Below are 18705 nucleotides of genomic sequence, written 5' to 3'. Positions count from 1 at the left end.
GCCGGGCCGTCCGGTCACCGGGTGCCGCCCGCGGCGAACTTCGCGACCGAGTCGGCGTTGGTCCGGGTCACGAACGCGGGACCGGTCAGCACGGGGGCCACCCCGCCGCCGCTGACGTTGCCGTTGGTGCGGTACAGCCACAGCGCGTCCACGGCGAGGTAGCCCTGCAAATACGGCTGCTGGTCCACGGCGAACTGGACGTCACCGCGTTCGACGGCGTCGACCAGGTCGTTGTCGAGGTCGAAGGTGGCCACGTGCGCGGAGCTGCCCGCCTCGTCGACCGACTCGACCGCGGTGAGCGCGAACGCCGCGCCGTTCATGACGACTTCGTCGATGCCGGGGTTCTGACGCAGCCGCGCCGTGACGGCCGCGCCGACCGCCTTCATGTCGGTGCCCTCGACGTAGAGCATCTCGGTCTCGCCCCCGAAGGTCTTCTTCACCCCGGCGCAGCGGGCCTCCAGCGCGACGTTGCCGCGCTCGTGGATGACGCACAGGGCGTGCTTGGCCTTGAGGTCGTCCAGCTTGTCGCCGACGGCCCGGCCCGCGACGCTCTCGTCCTGCCCGAAGTACTCCAGGAGCCCGGTGGAGCGCCAGGCGTCGATACCGGAGTTGAGACCGACCACGGGAATCCCGGCCGCCTTGGCCTCGGCGACCGGCGCCTTCATCGCCTGCGGTTTGGCCAGGGTCACGGCGATGCCGTCGGCCTTGTCGCGGATGGCGTCGCGCACCAAGTCGGCCTGGTCGGCGGTGTCGGCGTCACCTGCGTACGTCAGGTCGACGCCGTCCTTGGCGGCCGCCGCCTCGGCGCCCTTGCGCACCCGGTCCCAGAAGGCGTCGCCCTCACCGCCGTGGGTGACCATGACGATCTTCATCCGGTCGCCGCCGGACCCGCCCGCGGCGTCCGCCGCCGAGCCGTCCTCGTCCCCGCCGAGCGCGGAGCAGCCGGCCACCAGCAGACAGACGGCCGTGGCGAGGGCCACGGTGCGCGGGGTTCCGGGGGAGTGGGTGGGCGGGGGAGCTGTACTCATGGGGGCGGGGGCACCTCGCTGTGCGGCCGAGCAGGAGGAACGGGGCGGGACGGCCCGGAGTCGCGGGTCAGTGCGCCAACCGGGTGATACTCGCCTGGGCGGAGCAAACCGTGTGTGACCGCTGGTAGTCAAGTGACCAGCGAACTGCTGTGAGTTGTCGGTGCCGCATCGTGATGAACGAGGTGGCGAAAGCGGGCGGAAGCGGAATGCCGGGCGGTATGCCGGGTGGTGGGCCCGGTGGTGCGGGCCGTTCCCCGGATTCCTCGGAGTCGACCCGACGGGCGGTTCCGCCGGGCGCTCCCGCCGGGCAGTTGCACCGGGCGCTCCCGCCGGGCGCTCCCGCCGGGCGCTTCCGCCGGGCTCTTCTGACGGGCAGTTAGGTCGTGAGCTATCGTGTGCGGGGGGTAAAAACAGGCGACACGGTCTGTTGAGTTCCAGCCCAGGAGAGTTCAGCCGATGGCGAGGCAGCTACGCGCCGAGCAGACCCGCGCGACGATCGTCGGTGCGGCGGCCGACCTGTTCGACCGGTACGGCTACGAGTCGACCAGCCTGAGCGAGATCGTCGCCCACGCCGGGGTCACCAAGGGCGCCCTGTACTTCCACTTCGCGGCGAAGGAAGACCTCGCGCACGCCATCATGGAGATACAGTCCCGCACTTTGCACCGGCTGGCGAAGGACCTGGACGGGCGGGGGTACTCCTCGCTGGAGGCGCTGATGCGCCTCGCCTTCGGCATGGCGCGGCTCTGCGAGGAGGGGCCGGTGCTGCGGGCGGGGATGCGGCTCGCCACCGCGGGAGTACCGGTGCGGCCCCCGTTGCCGCACCCCTTCACCGAGTGGCGGGAGATGGCGACGTCCCGGCTGCTGAACGCCGTACGGCAGGCCGACGTGCACCCGGACATCGACGTGGGCTCCGTCGCCCACACCCTCGTCAGCTCCGTGGTCGGCACCCGCGTCGTGAGCGGCACCCTCGAACCGGCCGGGCGCCAGCCCCGGCGCCTCGCCGAGCTGTGGTACATCCTGATCCGCGGCATGGTCCCGGTGACCCGGCGCGCCCGCTACCTCACCCTCGTGACCCGCCTGGAACGGGAGACGGGCACGCCCTGACCGGTACGGTGACGGGCATGCCCGACACCCCGTCCGCGCCCGCCCCCGTCATCGTCGGCGACGAGCCCGGCTCCTTCCCGCACGGCGTGCTGGCCGAGCGGCACCCCGCCGTCGTGCGGCAGGTGCGCGACGCCTTCCCCCTCGACCCGCCACGGCGCCGGGCGCTCGACGCGCTGCTCGCGAGCTGCGCCGACGGCGTGGTCGAGCCGCTGCCCGCCGACGCCGACCCCACCGGCCGCGACCGGGACCGCTGGGCGCGGTGGGGCATGGACGCGTACGCCGGCCGCTCCTGGTACGAGGTGCCCTGGCTGTGGGCCGAGAGCCACTTCTACCGCCGGCTCCTGGACGCCGTCGGCTACTTCGGCCCCGGAGCGTGGCAGGGCGTGGACCCCTTCAGGCCCGCCAAGCTCGCCGAACTCGACGCGCCGGAGACGGACGAGGAACTCGCCGCGCTCGACGGCCTCGACACGTTGTCCCCCGAGGAGCGGGCCCGGGCCCTGCTGCACGGCTCGCTCTGGGGCAACCGCGCCGACCTCGGCTTCCGCCTCTCCGACCGGGGCGCCGGCACCGGGGGCGAGGCGGAGGCCCTCGTCGCCGACGACAGCGACGCCCTCTGGTCCCTGCTCCCGGCCTCCGGGACGGGCCCGCGGGACCGGGGGCCGGCCACCCTGTGCCTCGTCGCCGACAACGCCGGCCGCGAACTCGTCCCCGACCTGCTCCTCGTCTCACAGCTCCTCGCCGAGGGCCGCGTCGACCGGGCCGTCCTGCACGTCAAGCCGTACCCGTACTACGTCTCCGACGCCACGCCCGCCGACGTCCTCGACGCCCTGCGCCGGCTCGTGGCCGCGGGCGGCGCGGCGGCGGCCCACGGCGAGCGGCTCTGGACCGCGCTGACCGACGGCCGCGTCACCGTCCGCGCCCACCCCTTCTCCTGCGCCCCGCTGCCGTACGCCGACATGCCCGACGACCTGCGCGAGGACTTCGCCGCGGCCACCGTCACCGTACTCAAGGGCGACCTCAACTACCGGCGTCTGGTGGGCGACCGGTGGTGGCCGCCGACCACTTCCTTCGCGGACGTCACCGCGTACTTCCCCGGCCCCGTCGCGGCCCTGCGCACCCTGAAGTCCGACGTGGTCACCGGACTCGACGCGAGGACCGAGGCCGCGCTGGAGGCGAGCGGCGAGCGGCGCTGGCGGACGAGCGGGACGCACGCCCTGATCCAGGTCAGCTGCTGAGCCGGGGCAGCCGCTGCTCAGCCGGGCAGCCGCCGGGCCTGGTCAGGTGGTGCGGGAGAAGTTCCCGCATTTCGGGTTGATTCACGCGATGGTGTGATCATGTGTCGCCCGGCGGATGTGTCCGGAGGGCCGTGGGTAGTGCCCGGCCATGACGCAACAGCCCTTCCAACTCCCGCACTTCTACCTGCCGCATCCCGCGCGGCTCAACCCGCATCTCGACGAGGCCCGCGCCCACTCGACGACGTGGGCGCGCGAGATGGGCATGCTGGAGGGCTCCGGGGTCTGGGAGCAGTCCGACCTCGACGCCCACGACTACGGCCTGCTCTGCGCCTACACCCACCCCGACTGCGACGGGCCGGCGCTCTCCCTCATCACCGACTGGTACGTGTGGGTCTTCTTCTTCGACGACCACTTCCTGGAGAAGTTCAAACGCAGCCAGGACCGCCTCGCCGGCAAGGCCCACCTGGACCGGCTCCCCCTGTTCATGCCGCTCGACGACGCCGCCGAGGTGCCCGAGCCGGAGAACCCGGTCGAGGCCGGCCTCGCCGACCTGTGGACCCGCACGGTGCCCGCGATGTCGGCCGACTGGCGCCGCCGCTTCGCCGTCGCCACCGAGCACCTGCTCAACGAGTCCATGTGGGAGCTGTCCAACATCAACGAGGGGCGCGTCGCCAACCCCGTCGAGTACATCGAGATGCGCCGCAAGGTCGGCGGCGCCCCCTGGTCCGCCGGGCTCGTGGAGTACGCGACCGCCGAGGTGCCCGCCGCCGTCGCCGGGACCAGGCCGCTCCGGGTGCTCATGGAGACGTTCTCCGACGCCGTGCACCTGCGCAACGACCTGTTCTCCTACCAGCGGGAGGTCGAGGACGAGGGCGAGCTGAGCAACGGGGTGCTGGTCCTGGAGACCTTCTTCGGCTGCACCACCCAGGAGGCCGCCGAGCTGGTCAACGACGTGCTCACCTCGCGGCTGCACCAGTTCGAGCACACCGCGTTCACCGAGGTGCCCGCCGTCGCCCTGGAGAACGGCCTGACCCCGCCCCAGGCCGCCGCCGTCGCCGCGTACACGAAGGGCCTCCAGGACTGGCAGTCCGGCGGCCACGAATGGCACATGCGCTCCAGCCGCTACATGAACAAGGGCGAGCGCCCCCTGGCCGGCTGGCAGGCGCTGACCGGCCCCGGCACCTCCGCCGCCGACGTCGGCGCGCTGCTCGCCGCTGCGGCCGCCCAGCGGGCCCGCCCCTACACCAACGTGCCCTTCCAGAAGGTCGGTCCGTCCGTCATCCCCGACATCCGCATGCCCTACCCGCTGGAGCTGAGCCCGGCCCTGGAGGGTGCCCGGCGGCACCTGTCCGAGTGGTGCGCGAGGATGGGCATCCTCAGCGAGGGCGTCTGGGACGAGGACAAGCTCGAGAGCTGCGACCTGCCCCTGTGCGCCGCCGGTCTCGACCCGGACGCCACCCAGGACCAGCTCGACCTCGCCTCCGGCTGGCTGGCCTTCGGCACCTACGGCGACGACTACTACCCGCTCGTCTACGGCCACCGCCGGGACCTCGCCGCCGCCCGGCTGACCACCGCCCGGCTGTCGGCCTGCATGCCGCTCGACGGCGAGCCCGCCCCGCCGCCGGTCAACGCGATGGAACGCTCCCTGATCGACCTGTGGGTGCGCACGACGGCCGGCATGACGCCCGAGGAGCGGCGCCCGCTGCGGGCGGCCGTCGACACGATGACCGAGGCCTGGGTGTGGGAGCTGTCCAACCAGATCCAGAACCGGGTCCCCGACCCGGTGGACTACCTGGAGATGCGGCGCGCCACCTTCGGCTCCGATCTCACGCTCGGCCTGTGCCGGGCCGGACACGGCCCGGCGGTGCCGCCCGAGGTCTACCGCAGCGGCCCCGTCCGCTCCCTGGAGAACGCGGCGATCGACTACGCCTGCCTGCTCAACGACGTCTTCTCGTACCAGAAGGAGATCGAGTACGAGGGGGAGATCCACAACGCCGTCCTCGTCGTGCAGAACTTCTTCGGCGTCGACTACCCGGCCGCCCTCAACGTGGTGCAGGACCTGATGAACCAGCGCATGCGCCAGTTCGAGCACGTCGTCGCGCACGAACTGCCCGTGGTCTACGACGACTTCCAGCTGTCCGAAGAGGCGCGGACCATCATGCACGGCTACGTCGCCGACCTTCAGAACTGGATGGCCGGGATCCTCAACTGGCACCGGAACGTCCCGCGCTACAAGGCCGAGTACCTGGCGGGCCGCACCCACGGCTTCCTCCCGGACCGGATCCCGGCCGCGCCGGCGCCCACGTCGATCGCCGCGCCCGTCGCCGTGCCGAGGAGCAGTCCCGCCCTGACGCCCTGATGCCCTGACCGATGTTCAGTCTCACTCTTTCGTGGCTCGTCACGCGCCGGTGCGCCGGGTAGAGCACTTGCCGGAGGCGATCCATGGAACAGACAGCGTTGCGTCCCAAGCCGATGCCCGGCCGGGACCCGGGGCCCGGTACCGAGCCCGACAGTGTCCGGCGCCCGCACACCGGGCGCCGGCGCCGCCGGCGGCTCACCACCGTGCTGCTCGGCGTGCTCGCCGTGGCCGTGCTGCTCCTCGCGGGCGTCGGGCTCGGCACGGTGGGCGCCACGGTGATCGGCATGAGCAAGCTGGCCGAGATGCGGCAGCAGGCCGGGGCGGCGGGACCCGGAGGGGCAGGAGGAGCGGGCGGGGGCGCCGGAGCGGCGACGGGCACCCGGGGCGCCCCGGCGCACCCGTCGGCCGGTCCCTCGGCCGGCCCGTCCCCCTCCCCGGCGCCGGCCGGCGCGACCCTCGGTGTGGAGGCCGTGGACGACGAGAAGCCCGGGGCCCGGGTCGTCGGCGTCCACGTGCCGGGGCCCGGGTACACGGCGGGCCTGGTGCGGGGCGACGTGCTGCTGGCGTTCGGCAGGACCCGTGTCGACTCGGCCGCCGACCTCGCACACGCGGTGGCCCGCGCCCGCCCCGGCAAGCGGGTCACGCTCACGGTGCTCCACAGGAGCGGCGGCTACCAGCAGCTGACGGCCGTACCGGGCGTCGTCACCTGATACGGCTGTCGGACGCGCCTGCCGGCACGCGATCCTGCTGTCACGCGAGCCCGACTTCACGCGAGCGCGCCGTCACGCGAGCCCGTCGTCACGCGACCGTGCGGAAGTGGCTGGTGAGCCGTCCGGCGTCGTCCAGCACGTGGAAGGCGAGCCCGACCGGCGCGTCGCGGTCCGCGATCTCCTCGCCCTCCCAGGGCAGCCGCAGCGTCCACGTCACCCCCGGGCCGACCACCAGCGGCCGCCCGGCGAACACCGTGGCGGCGGGCGTGTGGGCGTGACCGGTGATCAGTCCGGCGATCGCGGGCCTGCGTTCCAGCAGCGCGGCGAGGCGCTCGGGGCGGCGCAGGCGGTAGGAGTCGGGCAGGGGGTGGTGCACGGCCGTCGGCGGGTGGTGGAAGGCGAGCAGGGCCGGAACACCGGCGCCGAGTCCGTCGAGCGACTCCTCGATCCAGTCGTACGTCTCCTCGTCCAGGTCGCCCTCGTCGCTGCCCGGGATGCTGGAGTCGCACATCAGGACCGCGCCGCCGTCGAAGACGTGCAGGGCGTTGACCGGGCCGTCGGCGGCGGGACGGCCGAGCAGGGCCTTGCGGTAGGGCGCGCGGCTGTCGTGGTTGCCCGGACAGGTGAGCACGGGGAAGGGCGCGGAGCCGTCGCGCAGCCCCAGGATCCGGGCGGCCTCCTCGTACTCGGCCTCGGTGCCGTGGTCCGCGATGTCCCCGGTGACCAGCAGCGCGTCCACCTGCCCGGGCAGCCGCCACAGCCGGTCGCGCACCCGCTCGGCGCGCTCCGTCGCCCGCGGGCTTGCGTCCAGGTGCAGATCGCTGATGTGCGCGAGTACGAGCACGGTGCCGGCCTCCCTCCGGGCGCCCGGACCGCGGACGCCCCCGATGCTAATGCTTGGAAGGCATCCAATCATTAGTCGCCGGGGTCGCTCCATGCCAATCGGCTCGCGTCGCCCCCGTCCTGGGGGCAGGATGCTGCCCGTGGTCCCTTCACCCTCGCGCCCCGGGAGGCCCGGATGACCGGCAGCAGGCCCGCTGCTTCCTTCACCGCCGACGACTACCGGATGCGCATGGAGCGCGCCACAGCCGCGGCCGCCGACGCCGGGCTGGCCGGGCTGCTGGTGGCGCCGGGCCCCGACCTGGTCTGGCTCACCGGCTACGCGCCCACGGCGGACACCGAACGGCTCACCCTGCTCGTCCTCGCCCCGGGACGCGACCCCGTGCTCGTCGTCCCGGCCCTGGAGGCCCCCGACGCCGCGAAGGCGGCCGGCGCACCCGTCCTGACCCTGCGGGACTGGACCGACGGCAAGGACCCCTATGCCGCCACCGCGGCCCTCCTCGACGGATCCGGACGCCTCGGCATCAGCGACAACGCCTGGGCCCTGCACCTGCTGGCGCTCCAGCGCACCCTGCCCGACACCTCCTACGCCTCCCTCACCGAGGCGCTGCCGATGCTCCGCGCCGTGAAGGACGCGGTCGAGCTGGAGCTGCTGGCGGCGGCGGGCGCGGCCGCGGACGCCGCCTTCGAGGAGATCCGGCAGGTCCGCTTCGGCGGGCGCCGGGAGTCCGAGGTCGCCGCCGACCTCGCCGGACTGCTGCGCCGCTTCGGGCACTCCCAGGTCGACTTCACCATCGTCGCCTCGGGCCCCAACGGCGCCAACCCGCACCACGAGGTCGGCGACCGCGTCATCGAGCACGGCGACATGGTCGTCCTCGACTTCGGCGGCCTCAAGGACGGCTACGGCTCGGACACCTCCCGCACCGTCCACGTCGGCGAGCCCACCGACGAGGAACGCCGGGTGCACGACCTGGTCCGCGAGGCGCAGGAGGCCGGCTTCCGGGCGGTGCGGCCCGGCGCCGCCTGCCAGGACGTCGACCGCGCCGCCCGCGCGGTCATCGCCGGCGCCGGGTACGGCGAGTACTTCATCCACCGCACCGGGCACGGCATCGGCGTCACCACGCACGAGCCGCCGTACATGATCGAGGGCGAGGAGCAGCCCCTGGTGCCCGGCATGTGCTTCTCCGTCGAGCCCGGCGTTTACCTGCCCGGCCGGTTCGGGGTACGCATCGAGGACATCGTCACCGTCACCCCGGACGGCGGCCGACGGCTCAACGACACCACCCGGGAGCTGGTCGTCGTCGAGTGACCGGTGACGGACCTACCCCGAACGCCCCGGCAGACCCGGAGGACGACGGCGCGACATGACCCAGGCACCGACCCCCACCGCGGACACCGTCCGCAGACTGGTCCGCTCCCTGCTCGGCGGCAGCACGGAACCCGACGTCCGGCCGGTCGCCGAGGGCGCCGGGCCCGGCACGTGGTGGGTCGGCACCCGGCACGTCCTGCGGCTGGCCCCCGACCGGGAGGCCGCGGTGCGCGGACGCCGCGAACTGCGGCTGCGCGAACTGGTCCGGCCGTACGTCCCGGTGGCACTGCCGGCCAGCGTGGCGCACGGCGAGTGGGCGCCGGGCCTCACCTACACGCTGGACGCCAAGGTGGCCGGCGGGTCGGGCGAGGACCACGACGTGTCCGCGCTGGGCGAGGCGGACCTCGCGGCGCTGCTCACCGGGCTGCGCGAGGTGCCGGTCCGGCAGGCCGAGACGCTCGGTGTGCCGCGGGCGGCCCCGCGCTCCCTGGAGACCCTGCGGCAGTCCGCCGAGCGCGCCGCCCGCGCCCTGGCCGCCGCCGACGAGTTCGACGCCGCACGGCCGGAGCGGCTCACCCGGGAGGCGGCGGCCCAGCTCGGTGTCCAGCCGGGCGCGGCGGTCCTCGTCCACCGCGGACTGACCGGCGGGCACCTCGTGGTCAGCGCCGACGGGCGGGTGCGCGGCGTCCTCGGCTGGAGCGACGCGGTCCTCGGCGACCCGGCCGAGGACATCGCCGGGCTCGCCCTCTCCGTCGGCTCACCGGCCGCGGTCCGCGCCGCCACCCTCGCCGGATACGGTGCCCGGCCCTGCCTGCGCGGCCTGTGGCTGGCCCGCTGCGACGCGGTCCTGCACCTCGCGGAGGCAGTCGCCGGCCACTCCGGCGAGCCGGTGCCGCCGTCCGTACCCCTGCTCAGGACCCGACTGCGACGCGCCTGGGAACCGATCCTCCTGGAACGCGTGACGGAACTGCGCGACGACGGCCGGGACGACACCGCCTGACGGCCCCGGGCCCCCTGCTCACTCCTGCACCAGCACCACGCTCGACTCGCCCGGCACCCGCAGTATTCCGTTCGCGCCCGGCCCCTCGACCGGTTCCCACGCCGCGAGCACGCGCGCGGGGCGGTTGCCCAGCGGGATCGCCGCCGGTTCGGTGCCCAGGTTGACGGCCACCCGGATGTCCCCGCGCCGGAAGGCCAGCCAGCGCGCCGCGCCGTCGTACGCCACCCTGGTGTCGGCCAGGTCCGGGTCGGTGAGGTCCGGCTGCTCGGCGCGCAGGGCGATCAGCCGCCGGTACCAGTCCAGCACGCGCGCGTGCGGCTCGCGTTCCGGCTCCGACCAGTCGAGGCAGGAACGCTCGCGCGTCGCCGGGTCCTGCGGGTCGGGCACGTCCTCCTCCCGCCAGCCGTGCGCGGCGAACTCCCGCCGCCTGCCGCGCCGTACGGCCTCGGCGAGCTGCGGATCGGTGTGGTCGGTGAAGAACTGCCACGGGGTGCCCGCCGCCCACTCCTCGCCCATGAAGAGCATCGGCGTGAACGGCGCGGTCAGTGTCAGCGTGGCCGCGCAGGCGGCGAGCCCCGGCGAGACCAGGGACGCCAGACGGTCGCCCTGGGCGCGGTTGCCGACCTGGTCGTGGGTCTGGCTGTAGCCGGTCAGCCGGTGCGCGGCGACCCGGCCGCGGTCCAGCGCACGGCCGTGCGAGCGGCCCCGGAAGCTCGAGTAGGTGCCGTCGTGGAAGTACCCCCGGGTCAGCGTCCTGGCGAGCGCCGCCAGCGGATCGCGCGCGAAGTCGGCGTAGTAGCCCTGCGACTCCCCGGTCAGTGCGGCGTGCAGCGCGTGGTGGAAGTCGTCGTTCCACTGCGCGTGCACGCCCAGGCCGCCCTCCGCGCGCGGGGTGATGATCCGCGGGTCGTTCAGATCGGACTCGGCGATCAGGAAGAGCGGCCGGTCCAGATCGGCCGCGAGACCGTCCACGGCGGCCGACAACTGCTCCAGGAAGTGGCACGCGCGCGTGTCGACCAGGGCGTGCACCGCGTCCAGGCGCAGCCCGTCGATCCGGTAGTCCCGCAGCCACGCGAGCGCGCTGTCCACCAGATACGCCCGCACCTCGTCCGAGCCGGGTGCGTCCAGGTTCACGGCGACGCCCCACGGCGTGTGGTGGGTGTCGGTGAAGTACGGGCCGAAGACGGGCAGGTAGTTGCCGGACGGGCCCAGGTGGTTGTGCACCACGTCCAGGACCACGCCGAGGCCCAGCGCGTGCGCCCGGTCGACGAACCGTTTCAACGCCTCGGGCCCGCCGTACGGCTCGTGCACCGCCCACAGCGAGACCCCCTCGTACCCCCAGCCGTGCCGGCCGGGGAAGGGGCACAGCGGCATCAGCTCGACGTGGGTGACGCCCAGTCGCACCAGGTGTTCGAGGCGGTCGGCGGCGGCGTCGAGGGTGCCCTCGGGCGTGTACGTCCCCACGTGCAGCTCGTAGAGGACCGCGCCGGGCAGCGGATGCCCGGCCCACGGGGTCCGCCACGCGTACCGCCCGTGGTCGACCACCGCGCTCAGCCCGTCGGGGCCGTCCGGCTGACGGCGCGAGCGCGGGTCAGGCAGCACCGGTCCGTCGTCCACCGCGAAGCCGTACCGCGAACCGTCCCGGGCCCGGGCCTCACCGCACCACCACCCCGGGCGCTCCGGATCGCGCTCCAGTGCGCGCGTGGCGCCGTCGCACTCCAACGTCACTCGGCCGGCCTGCGGTGCCCACACCTCGAACTGCACGGACGGTTCCCCTTCGTCTGCTCACCGTGATGTAGCAGGTCCATGTTCCAGCACGCGGGGATCATTCCGCCGGGGATTGCCCCCGCCCGTGGCGGGTGTCGTGGCGCTCGCGCGCGCGGGGCGGCCGCCGTTTTCCCGTTTTCTGGACACTCCGGCCCCGCTGACCGACAATCAGCTGCGTGACGTCGTCCTTCGAGTTCCCCACGTACCCCGCGCGGTTGTCCGACGCGGAGCGCGACAAGGCGCTGAACGTGCTCCGGGACGGCGTCGCCATGGGGCGGCTGTCGCACGACACGTTCATCCGCCGGATGGAGCTGGCGCTCGCCGCCCGCCGCCTGGACGAGCTGGCCGCGCTCACCGCCGACCTGCCCACCGAGAGCCGGCTGTCGCGGCTGGTTTTCGGCACCGTCGAGGCGGTGTCCGGGTTCGGCGTACGCCTCGGCCGGGCGTGGCGGGCCGAGCGGCTGCCCAAGCTGCTGCTGCCCCACCCGGGCGCCGGTCATCCCCTGCGCATAGGGCGCGACCCGGCGAGCGGGCTGCGGCTGAGCCACGAGACGGTCTCCCGGGTGCACGCGGAACTCAGCCTCCAGGGCGGCATGTGGGTGCTGCGTGACCTGGGCTCCACCAACGGAACCACGGTCAACGGGCGTCGGGTGATCGGCGCGGCCGTCGTCCGCGAGGGCGACCAGATCGGCTTCGGCGGGATGTCCTTCAGGCTGGCCGCGAACTGACGCCGACCGGCCTCCCCACCGGACCCGGGGCCGGGCGGTCCGGTGCCGACCACGTAGATCCCTGGCCTGCGCCTCACTGGGAGTCGTGGTCGTTTTCGTGGCGCAAATCCCTTTGCTTTTCGTGGTGTTGACGTACCCCGCAAGTCGTGACTGACTGTGCTTACACCGCGCACACCAGGTGAACCGACGGCCCGCTTCATGGAGGTGTGCCCTGCCGCCCCTCCTGCGCTACCCGACCGTGGACGAGCTGGGGGCCCGGGCCGCCGCCTTCGCCGCCCGGCATCCCCGGCACGCCCGGCTGCGCCGCGTCGGCACCTCCCGCGCGGGCACCCCGCTGCTGCTGCTCTCGGTCGGTCACGGCAGCCGCCAGGTCCTCGTCGTCGCCGGACCGCACGCGAACGAGCCCGTGGGCGGCGCCACCGTCCTGCGGCTGGCCGAGCGGGCCGTCGCCGACCCCCGGCTCACCGAGGACGCCGACGCCACCTGGAACCTGCTGCTGTGCGTCGACCCCGACGGCCTGCGCCGCAACGAGGGCTGGCTCACCGGCCCCTACACCCTGGGCCGCTACGCCCGGAACTTCTTCCGGCCCGGCTTCCTGGAACAACCCGAGTGGCTGCCCGACGGCCCCGACCGCGCCACCCTGCCCGAGACCCGCACCCTGGTCGCCCTCCAGGACGAACTGCGGCCCTTCCTGCAATGCTCCCTGCACGGCGTGGACGTCGGCGGCGGCTTCGTCGAGCTGACCCACGACCTGCCGGGCCTCGCCCAGCGCATCGCCCACACCGCGGCCCGGCTCGGCATCCCCCGCGAACTCGGCGCCTACGACACCCTGTACTGGCCCGACCTCGGGCCCGCCGTCTACCGCATCCCGCCGCCCCGCCGCGGCGACCTCACCGCCGCCATCACCGAGGCGGCCGTCGACTCGACGTGGTGCCATCCGCGGCGCCACGGCACGGTCACCGCGGTCGTCGAGGCGCCGATGTGGGCGGTGGCGGCCGTGGCGGACTCCTCGCCCCCGGCCGACCGCGACGGGGTGCTGCGCACCGTGAGCCGCACCCTTCGCCACGACACCCGGCGCCTGCACCGCGTCCTCGCCCGGCTCAGGCCCCATCTCGCCGACGTGCCGGAGGCGGCGCACCTGCTCGCACCGGTCGACGACTACCTGCTGGTCTGCCCCCGGCTCGCCGACGCGTGGGACCCGGACACCGACGACGGGACGGGCCGCTCACTGCCGCCGATGAACACGTCCCACCTGGTCGCCCTGCGGCTGGCCGGACGGCGCCTGTCGCTGCGGACGGCGGGGCTGCTGCACCAGCTGGTCACCCGGACCGGGGGCGATCCGGGGGGCGTCCTGTCCGAGCTGGACCGGCTCGTCGACGAGGGCTGCGCGGACTACCGGGACGGCTGCGCGGCGCGCTGGATCCCGGTGGGGCGGCAGGTGGAGTACCAGACGCGGGTGGTACTGGCCGCGTTCGAGCTGGCCGGGCGGCGGGTCGGCGCCGGCTCCCGCGCGGGCGAGCCCGGCAGGGGTCCCGAGGCCGCGGTACCGATGCACCGCGACTGACGCGCCCAGCCCACCTTCCGCGCGTTCTCGCTGTTGCTGTTGCCGTCCGTGGCTTGCCGTTCCCAAGGCCGCTGCCGTTGCCAAGGCCGTGGTCACGACCGTCACCGCTGCCACGACGGCTGCCGCTGCCTGCGTCGTCGCCCTATGCCGTCTCCGTTGTCTCGACCCGCTCCAGCAGGGCGACCGGCGTGTCCGCGAAGAGGTCCTCCACGCGCGCGTGGTCCGTGAACTGCCGTCCGGGCGCCAGTGTGTCGGCCCACCTGCCGGGCGGTAGCGGCAGCGTCGTGCCGCGCCAGCCCCCCGCCTCCGCCAGCCGCAGTGACAGCCGGGTCACCGCGGTCACCACCCGGCCGGAGCGGACGAACGCCGCACAGTGTGCCGCCGCCGGGCCCTCGGCGGGCAGCGGCTCATACGTCGCGTCCCCGCCGAAGGCGCCGGGCCGCCGGGAACGCAGCGCCAGCGCCGCCCGGGTCACCGCCGCCTTCTCCCCGGCACCCCCGGCCCAGCCCTCGTCCCCGGCGGCGGGGAAGTCCACCGGGCGGCGGTTGTCCGGGTCCACCAGCGCCCGGTACTCGCGCTCGGTGCCCTGGTAGAGGTCCGGTACGCCCGGCATCGTCAGGTGGACCAGGGCGGTGCCGAGGACGTTGGCCCGCACGTGCGGGGCGAGCGCCTCGCGGAGGGCGGCCACCCGCCCGCCGGGCGCGCCGCACGGCCCCGCCGCCAGGAACCGCGCCACCGCCTCCTCGTACGCGGGCTCCTGCTCCGTCCAGCTGGTGTGCGTCCCCGCCTCGCGCACGTGCTTCAGCAGCGCCTCCCGCACGCGTTCCTCGTCCGCCGGGCCCAGACCGAACACCGTCTGCCAGGCCGCCCAGGCCAGCTGCCCGTCCGGCGGCCCCTCGCCCGTGCCGCCGGCCGCCGTGCGGTCCGTGACCTCCGTCAGCACGTCCGCCCACCGCTCGGGGCACTGGGTGAGCACTGCCAGCGCCGCGCGCACGTCGGCGCTGCGCTTGGTGTCGTGGGTCGAGACGACCGTGCCCGTGGCGGGCCAGTCGCGCTGCACGTGCGCGCAGTAGGCGTGGAACTCCCGCGGCGACACGGCCGGCCGGCCGGGGTCACCGCCCACCTCGGTCGCCGACAGCAGCGGCACCCAGCGGTAGAAGGCCGTGTCCTCGACGGACTTGGCACGCAGCGCCGACGCGGTCTGCGCGAACCGCGTCCGGAACTCCGCGTGATCGGGGCCGTCCCCGTACCTCCCCAGCACCAGGCCCCGTACGACGTCCACCGCGCCGGCCTCCTCGGGCACCGTGAAGGCGAGCCGTGCCTCGGCCGCCGCCTCCTCGGTGACGACCGTCGCCGCGTCCACCGAGGTGTACGGCCGGTACACCTCCAGCCGCACCAGCAGCTCCCGCAACGCGGTGTGCAGCGCCCAGGGCGCCCGGTCGCGCAGTGCCGGGTCCGGCGCGGTGGCGCACAGGCGGTGCGCCACCCGGGTCAGCCGGTCCAGCTCGGTGGCCAGCTCGTGCGTGAGCACCTCGTACGCCGCGCGCCGCACCGTCGCCGCCCAGGCGCCGCCCAGGTCCGCCTGCGGGGCGGCGAACCCGCGGTACCGGTCGAGCAGTTCGCCGTACCCGACCGGGTCCGTGAAGAGCCCGTCGACGTGCCGCAGGGCGTCGTAGCCGGTCGTACCGGCGACGGGCCAGGCGGCGGGCAGCCGCTCCCCGTCCGCGAGGATCTTCTCCACCACCGTCCACCGGCCGCCGCTCGCCCGGTGCAGCCGCTCCAGGTAGGCGCCGGGGTCGGCGAGGCCGTCGGGGTGGTCGACGCGCAGTCCGTCGATCACCCCCTCGTGCAGCAGCCGCAGGACCGTGCCGTGCGTGGCCTCGAACACCTCCGGGTCCTCCACGCGCACGCCGATCAGCTCCGAGATGCTGAAGAAGCGCCGGTAGTTCAGCTCGGTGCGGGCCAGCCGCCACCACACCGGGCGGTACCACTGCGCGTCCAGGAGCCGCGGCAGCGGCAGCTGCGCGGTGCCGTCCCGCAGCGGGAAGGCGTGCTCGTGGTAGCGCAGCACGTCGCCGTCCACCCGGAGGTCGCCCAGCACCTCGCCGACCGGGGCGCCCAGCACCGGCAGCAGCAGCCGGCCGTCCTGCGCCTGCCAGTCGATGTCGAACCACCGCGCGTACGGCGACTCGGGCCCCTCGCGCAGCACCTCCCACAGGGCGTGGTTGTGACGCGGCGACATCGCCATGTGGTTGGGCACGATGTCCACCACCAGGCCCAGCCCGTGCTCCCGCGCGGTGCGCGACAGCGCCCGCAGCCCCTCCTCACCGCCCAGTTCCGCGCGCACGCGCGCGTGGTCGACGACGTCGTAGCCGTGGAGCGAGCCCGGGACCGCCTCCAGGACCGGAGACAGGTGCAGGTGCGACACGCCGAGCGAGGCCAGGTACGGCACGGCCGCGGCCGCGGCCTTGAAGGGGAAGGACGGCTGAAGCTGGAGCCGGTAGGTGGCCGAGGGGACGGAGGAGGGGGAGGCGGGGCCGGGTCGCTCAGGTGTCATGGAAACCTACGTACCCGCCCCGCCGCCTTTCCTGTCACCGTCCCCCTGACGGGTGCAGGGGGACGGGCCCGCACGGGCCCGCTGCCCTACACCGGCCGCTGGAGCACCGTCAGGCTCCGGTCCACCAGGGTCAGCCGGTCCCCGGCCTGCACCTTCGGGCCCGTGCCCGCGGGCACCCCCGTCGCCAGGGCGGTGTCGACGACCACCTCCCACTGCCGGCCGTGGTCGACCGGCACCACGAAGTCCAGCGGCTTCGGCGCGGCGTTGAACATCAGCAGGAAGGAGTCGTCGGCGATGCGTTCGCCGCGCGTGCCGGGCTCGGAGATCGCGTTGCCGTTCAGGAACACCGTGAGCGCGGACGCCCGCGCCGAGTTCCAGTCCCGCTGGGTCATCTCCGCGCCCTCCGGGGTGAACCAGGCGATGTCCGACAGCTCGTCGTGGGTGCCCTGCACCGGGCGCCCGTGGAAGAAGCGGCGCCGGCGGAAGACCGGGTGGTCCTTGCGCAGCCACACCATCGCGCGGGTGAACCGCAGCAGGTCGGGGTCGTCCTCGGGCCACGCCACCCACGCCAGCTCGTTGTCCTGGCAGTAGGCGTTGTTGTTGCCCCGCTGGGTGCGGGCGAACTCGTCCCCGTGGCTGATCATCGGGACGCCCTGGGAGAGCAGCAGGGTGGCGATGAAGTTGCGCATCTGCCGCGCCCGCAGCTCCAGCACCGCCGGATCGTCCGTGTCGCCCTCGACGCCGCAGTTCCAGGAGCGGTTGTGGCTCTCGCCGTCCCGGTTGTCCTCGCCGTTGGCGTGGTTGTGCTTGTCGTTGTAGGCCACCATGTCGTGCAGGGTGAAGCCGTCGTGGCAGGTCACGAAGTTGATCGAGGCCAGCGGGCGGCGCCCGTCGTCCTGGTAGAGGTCGGAGGAGCCCGTCAGCCGGGACGCGAACTCGGCCAGCGTGCGCGGCTCGCCGCGCCACAGGTCCCGCACCGTGTCCCGGTACTTGCCGTTCCACTCGGTCCACAGCGGCGGGAAGTTGCCCACCTGGTAGCCGCCCTCGCCGACGTCCCACGGCTCGGCGATCAGCTTCACCTGCGAGACCACCGGGTCCTGCTGCACCAGGTCGAAGAACGACGACAGCCGGTCCACCTCGTGGAACTGCCTCGCCAGGGTGGCCGCGAGGTCGAAGCGGAACCCGTCCACGTGCATCTCGGTGACCCAGTAGCGCAGCGAGTCCATGATCATCTGTAGGACGTGCGGGGACCGCATGAGCAGCGAGTTCCCGGTCCCCGTGGTGTCCATGTAGTAGCGGGGGTCGTCGGCCAGCCGGTAGTACGAGGGGTTGTCCAGCCCCTTGAAGGACAGCGTCGGGCCCAGGTGGTTCCCCTCGGCGGTGTGGTTGTAGACGACGTCCAGGATCACCTCGATCCCGGCCTCGTGCAGCGCCTTGACCGCCGACTTGAACTCCAGCACCTGCTGGCCGCGGTCGCCCCAGGAGGCGTACGCGTTGTGCGGGGCGAAGAATCCGACCGTGTTGTAGCCCCAGTAGTTGGCCAGGTCCATGTCCACCAGGCGGTGGTCGTTGACGAACTGGTGGACCGGCATCAGCTCCAGCGCGGTCACCCCGAGCCCGGTGAGATGCTCGATGAGCGCCGGGTGCGCGAGGGCCGCGTAGGTGCCGCGCAGTTCCTCGGGCAGGCCCGGGTGCCGCATGGTCAGGCCCTTCACATGGGCCTCGTAGATCACCGTGTGGTGGTACTCCGTCCGGGGGCGCCGGTCGTCGCCCCAGTCGAAGTACGGGTTGACCACGACCGACGTCATCGTGTGCGGGGCCGAGTCGAGGTCGTTGCGCCGTTCGGGTTCGCCGAAGTGGTAGCCGTACACCTCCTCGCCCCACTGGACCGCCCCGCTGATCGCACGCGCGTACGGGTCGAGGAGCAGCTTGGCGCTGTTGCAGCGCAGCCCGCGCTCCGGGGCGTACGGGCCGTGTACGCGGTAGCCGTACCGCTGCCCCGGCATCACGCCCGGCACGTACGCGTGCCGTACGAACGCGTCGCTCTCCCGCAGCTCGATCGCGGTCTCCGAGCCGTCGTCGTGCAGCAGACACAGCTCTACTCGGTCGGCGGCCTCCGTGAAGACCGCGAAGTTGGTGCCGGCGCCGTCGTACGTGGCACCCAGTGGATACGCCTCTCCAGGCCAGACCTGCATGAACACGACTCTTTCAGGTGTGGGGCGCCGGTGCGGACGCCTTGGCTCCGAGTCCCCCGGAAGTCTCCCCGAAAGTGAGGCGACCACCGTAGGGGCCTGTCCGGCCGGACAGGCCCTAGCACGTACGTCCTCCTACCCACCCTCCGGCGTTCTGCTCCGGCCGGGCCCCAGGCAGGCACCCGGCCTCCTGCGTCGTACCCCTCCCACGTCACCGCTATGAATCCGCTCACTCCTCGGTGTGAGCGCGGCCGGAACACCTTTGTGGATCAAGGAAGTTGGCAAAACCGGCCCGTCCATCGGGCTGCACCG

At 73.8% G+C, this 18705-nt stretch carries 13 protein-coding genes; 8 read left to right on the top strand and 5 right to left on the bottom strand.

Annotated features, from left to right (window positions below):
- Positions 1 to 14: 14 nt before the first annotated feature.
- Positions 15 to 1028: a substrate-binding domain-containing protein gene (locus B9W62_RS08590; RefSeq protein ID WP_087806608.1), complete on the bottom strand. Its 1014-nt coding sequence runs from the start codon at positions 1026 to 1028 to the stop codon at positions 15 to 17.
- Positions 1029 to 1484: 456 nt separating this feature from the next.
- Here B9W62_RS08590 and B9W62_RS08585 point away from each other — a divergent pair, with 456 nt between their 5' ends.
- The 4 genes from B9W62_RS08585 to B9W62_RS08570 all read left to right on the top strand — a co-directional run bounded on the left by B9W62_RS08585 (position 1485) and on the right by B9W62_RS08570 (position 6436).
- Positions 1485 to 2132 carry a ScbR family autoregulator-binding transcription factor gene (locus tag B9W62_RS08585; protein WP_087806607.1) on the top strand — a complete coding sequence of 216 codons (648 nt, stop codon included), beginning with the start codon at positions 1485 to 1487 and terminating at the stop codon, positions 2130 to 2132.
- 17 nt (positions 2133 to 2149) lie between these two features.
- Positions 2150 to 3367 carry a damage-control phosphatase ARMT1 family protein gene (locus tag B9W62_RS08580; protein ID WP_087806606.1) on the top strand — a complete coding sequence of 406 codons (1218 nt, stop codon included), beginning with the start codon at positions 2150 to 2152 and terminating at the stop codon, positions 3365 to 3367.
- A gap of 148 nt (positions 3368 to 3515) precedes the next feature.
- Positions 3516 to 5726 (top strand): germacradienol/geosmin synthase Cyc2, encoded by a 2211-nt coding sequence (cyc2, locus tag B9W62_RS08575; RefSeq protein WP_087806605.1) that lies wholly within the window; start codon positions 3516 to 3518, stop codon positions 5724 to 5726.
- A gap of 83 nt (positions 5727 to 5809) precedes the next feature.
- Entirely contained in the window at positions 5810 to 6436 is a 627-nt protein-coding gene (locus B9W62_RS08570; RefSeq protein WP_179235395.1) for a PDZ domain-containing protein, read from the top strand.
- An 88-nt stretch (positions 6437 to 6524) separates the two neighbouring features.
- Here B9W62_RS08570 and B9W62_RS08565 read toward each other — a convergent pair whose 3' ends face one another.
- Entirely contained in the window at positions 6525 to 7280 is a 756-nt protein-coding gene (locus tag B9W62_RS08565) for a phosphodiesterase (protein WP_179235394.1), read from the bottom strand.
- 174 nt (positions 7281 to 7454) lie between these two features.
- Between B9W62_RS08565 and B9W62_RS08560 the strand changes: the two genes are divergently transcribed.
- Together B9W62_RS08560 and B9W62_RS08555 are read left to right on the top strand one after the other, a co-directional pair.
- The gene (locus B9W62_RS08560; RefSeq protein WP_087806602.1) at positions 7455 to 8585 is read left to right on the top strand and encodes an aminopeptidase P family protein; all 1131 of its coding nucleotides are present in this window, start codon (positions 7455 to 7457) and stop codon (positions 8583 to 8585) included.
- A 55-nt stretch (positions 8586 to 8640) separates the two neighbouring features.
- Positions 8641 to 9585 (top strand): aminoglycoside phosphotransferase family protein, encoded by a 945-nt coding sequence (locus B9W62_RS08555; RefSeq protein ID WP_087806601.1) that lies wholly within the window; start codon positions 8641 to 8643, stop codon positions 9583 to 9585.
- Positions 9586 to 9603: 18 nt separating this feature from the next.
- Here the strand turns inward: B9W62_RS08555 and treZ are convergent, their stop codons facing one another.
- The gene (treZ, locus tag B9W62_RS08550; protein ID WP_087806600.1) at positions 9604 to 11349 is read right to left on the bottom strand and encodes a malto-oligosyltrehalose trehalohydrolase; all 1746 of its coding nucleotides are present in this window, start codon (positions 11347 to 11349) and stop codon (positions 9604 to 9606) included.
- A gap of 179 nt (positions 11350 to 11528) precedes the next feature.
- Between treZ and B9W62_RS08545 the strand changes: the two genes are divergently transcribed.
- Together B9W62_RS08545 and B9W62_RS08540 are read left to right on the top strand one after the other, a co-directional pair.
- Complete coding sequence (locus B9W62_RS08545) at positions 11529 to 12080, top strand: DUF1707 and FHA domain-containing protein (protein ID WP_087806599.1); 552 nt, start codon at positions 11529 to 11531, stop codon at positions 12078 to 12080.
- 238 nt (positions 12081 to 12318) lie between these two features.
- Positions 12319 to 13644 carry a M14 family zinc carboxypeptidase gene (locus B9W62_RS08540; RefSeq protein ID WP_087806598.1) on the top strand — a complete coding sequence of 442 codons (1326 nt, stop codon included), beginning with the start codon at positions 12319 to 12321 and terminating at the stop codon, positions 13642 to 13644.
- Positions 13645 to 13786: 142 nt separating this feature from the next.
- Here the strand turns inward: B9W62_RS08540 and treY are convergent, their stop codons facing one another.
- Both treY and glgX read right to left on the bottom strand, forming a co-directional pair.
- Positions 13787 to 16201: a malto-oligosyltrehalose synthase gene (gene treY, locus B9W62_RS08535; protein WP_087806597.1), complete on the bottom strand. Its 2415-nt coding sequence runs from the start codon at positions 16199 to 16201 to the stop codon at positions 13787 to 13789.
- 86 nt (positions 16202 to 16287) lie between these two features.
- A complete protein-coding gene (gene glgX / locus B9W62_RS08530; RefSeq protein ID WP_087811821.1) occupies positions 16288 to 18396 on the bottom strand; it encodes a glycogen debranching protein GlgX in 2109 nt (702 codons plus the stop codon).
- Between the last annotated feature and the right edge of the window lie 309 nt (positions 18397 to 18705).

The sequence above is a fragment of the Streptomyces sp. CS113 genome (assembly GCF_002188365.1).
Lineage (GTDB): Bacteria > Actinomycetota > Actinomycetes > Streptomycetales > Streptomycetaceae > Streptomyces > Streptomyces tendae.
This window is presented reverse-complemented; position numbering and strand designations above follow the sequence as displayed.

What these genes read in the sequence shown, in the direction of transcription:
- B9W62_RS08590 (WP_087806608.1), bottom strand. Translation starts at nt 1,028, where the DNA reads ATGAGTACAGCTCCCCCGCCCACCCACTCCCCCGGAACCCCGCGCACC.
- B9W62_RS08585 (WP_087806607.1), top strand. Translation starts at nt 1,485, where the DNA reads ATGGCGAGGCAGCTACGCGCCGAGCAGACCCGCGCGACGATCGTCGGT.
- B9W62_RS08580 (WP_087806606.1), top strand. Translation starts at nt 2,150, where the DNA reads ATGCCCGACACCCCGTCCGCGCCCGCCCCCGTCATCGTCGGCGACGAG.
- cyc2 (WP_087806605.1), top strand. Translation starts at nt 3,516, where the DNA reads ATGACGCAACAGCCCTTCCAACTCCCGCACTTCTACCTGCCGCATCCC.
- B9W62_RS08570 (WP_179235395.1), top strand. Translation starts at nt 5,810, where the DNA reads ATGGAACAGACAGCGTTGCGTCCCAAGCCGATGCCCGGCCGGGACCCG.
- B9W62_RS08560 (WP_087806602.1), top strand. Translation starts at nt 7,455, where the DNA reads ATGACCGGCAGCAGGCCCGCTGCTTCCTTCACCGCCGACGACTACCGG.
- B9W62_RS08555 (WP_087806601.1), top strand. Translation starts at nt 8,641, where the DNA reads ATGACCCAGGCACCGACCCCCACCGCGGACACCGTCCGCAGACTGGTC.
- treY (WP_087806597.1), bottom strand. Translation starts at nt 16,201, where the DNA reads ATGACACCTGAGCGACCCGGCCCCGCCTCCCCCTCCTCCGTCCCCTCG.
- glgX (WP_087811821.1), bottom strand. Translation starts at nt 18,396, where the DNA reads ATGCAGGTCTGGCCTGGAGAGGCGTATCCACTGGGTGCCACGTACGAC.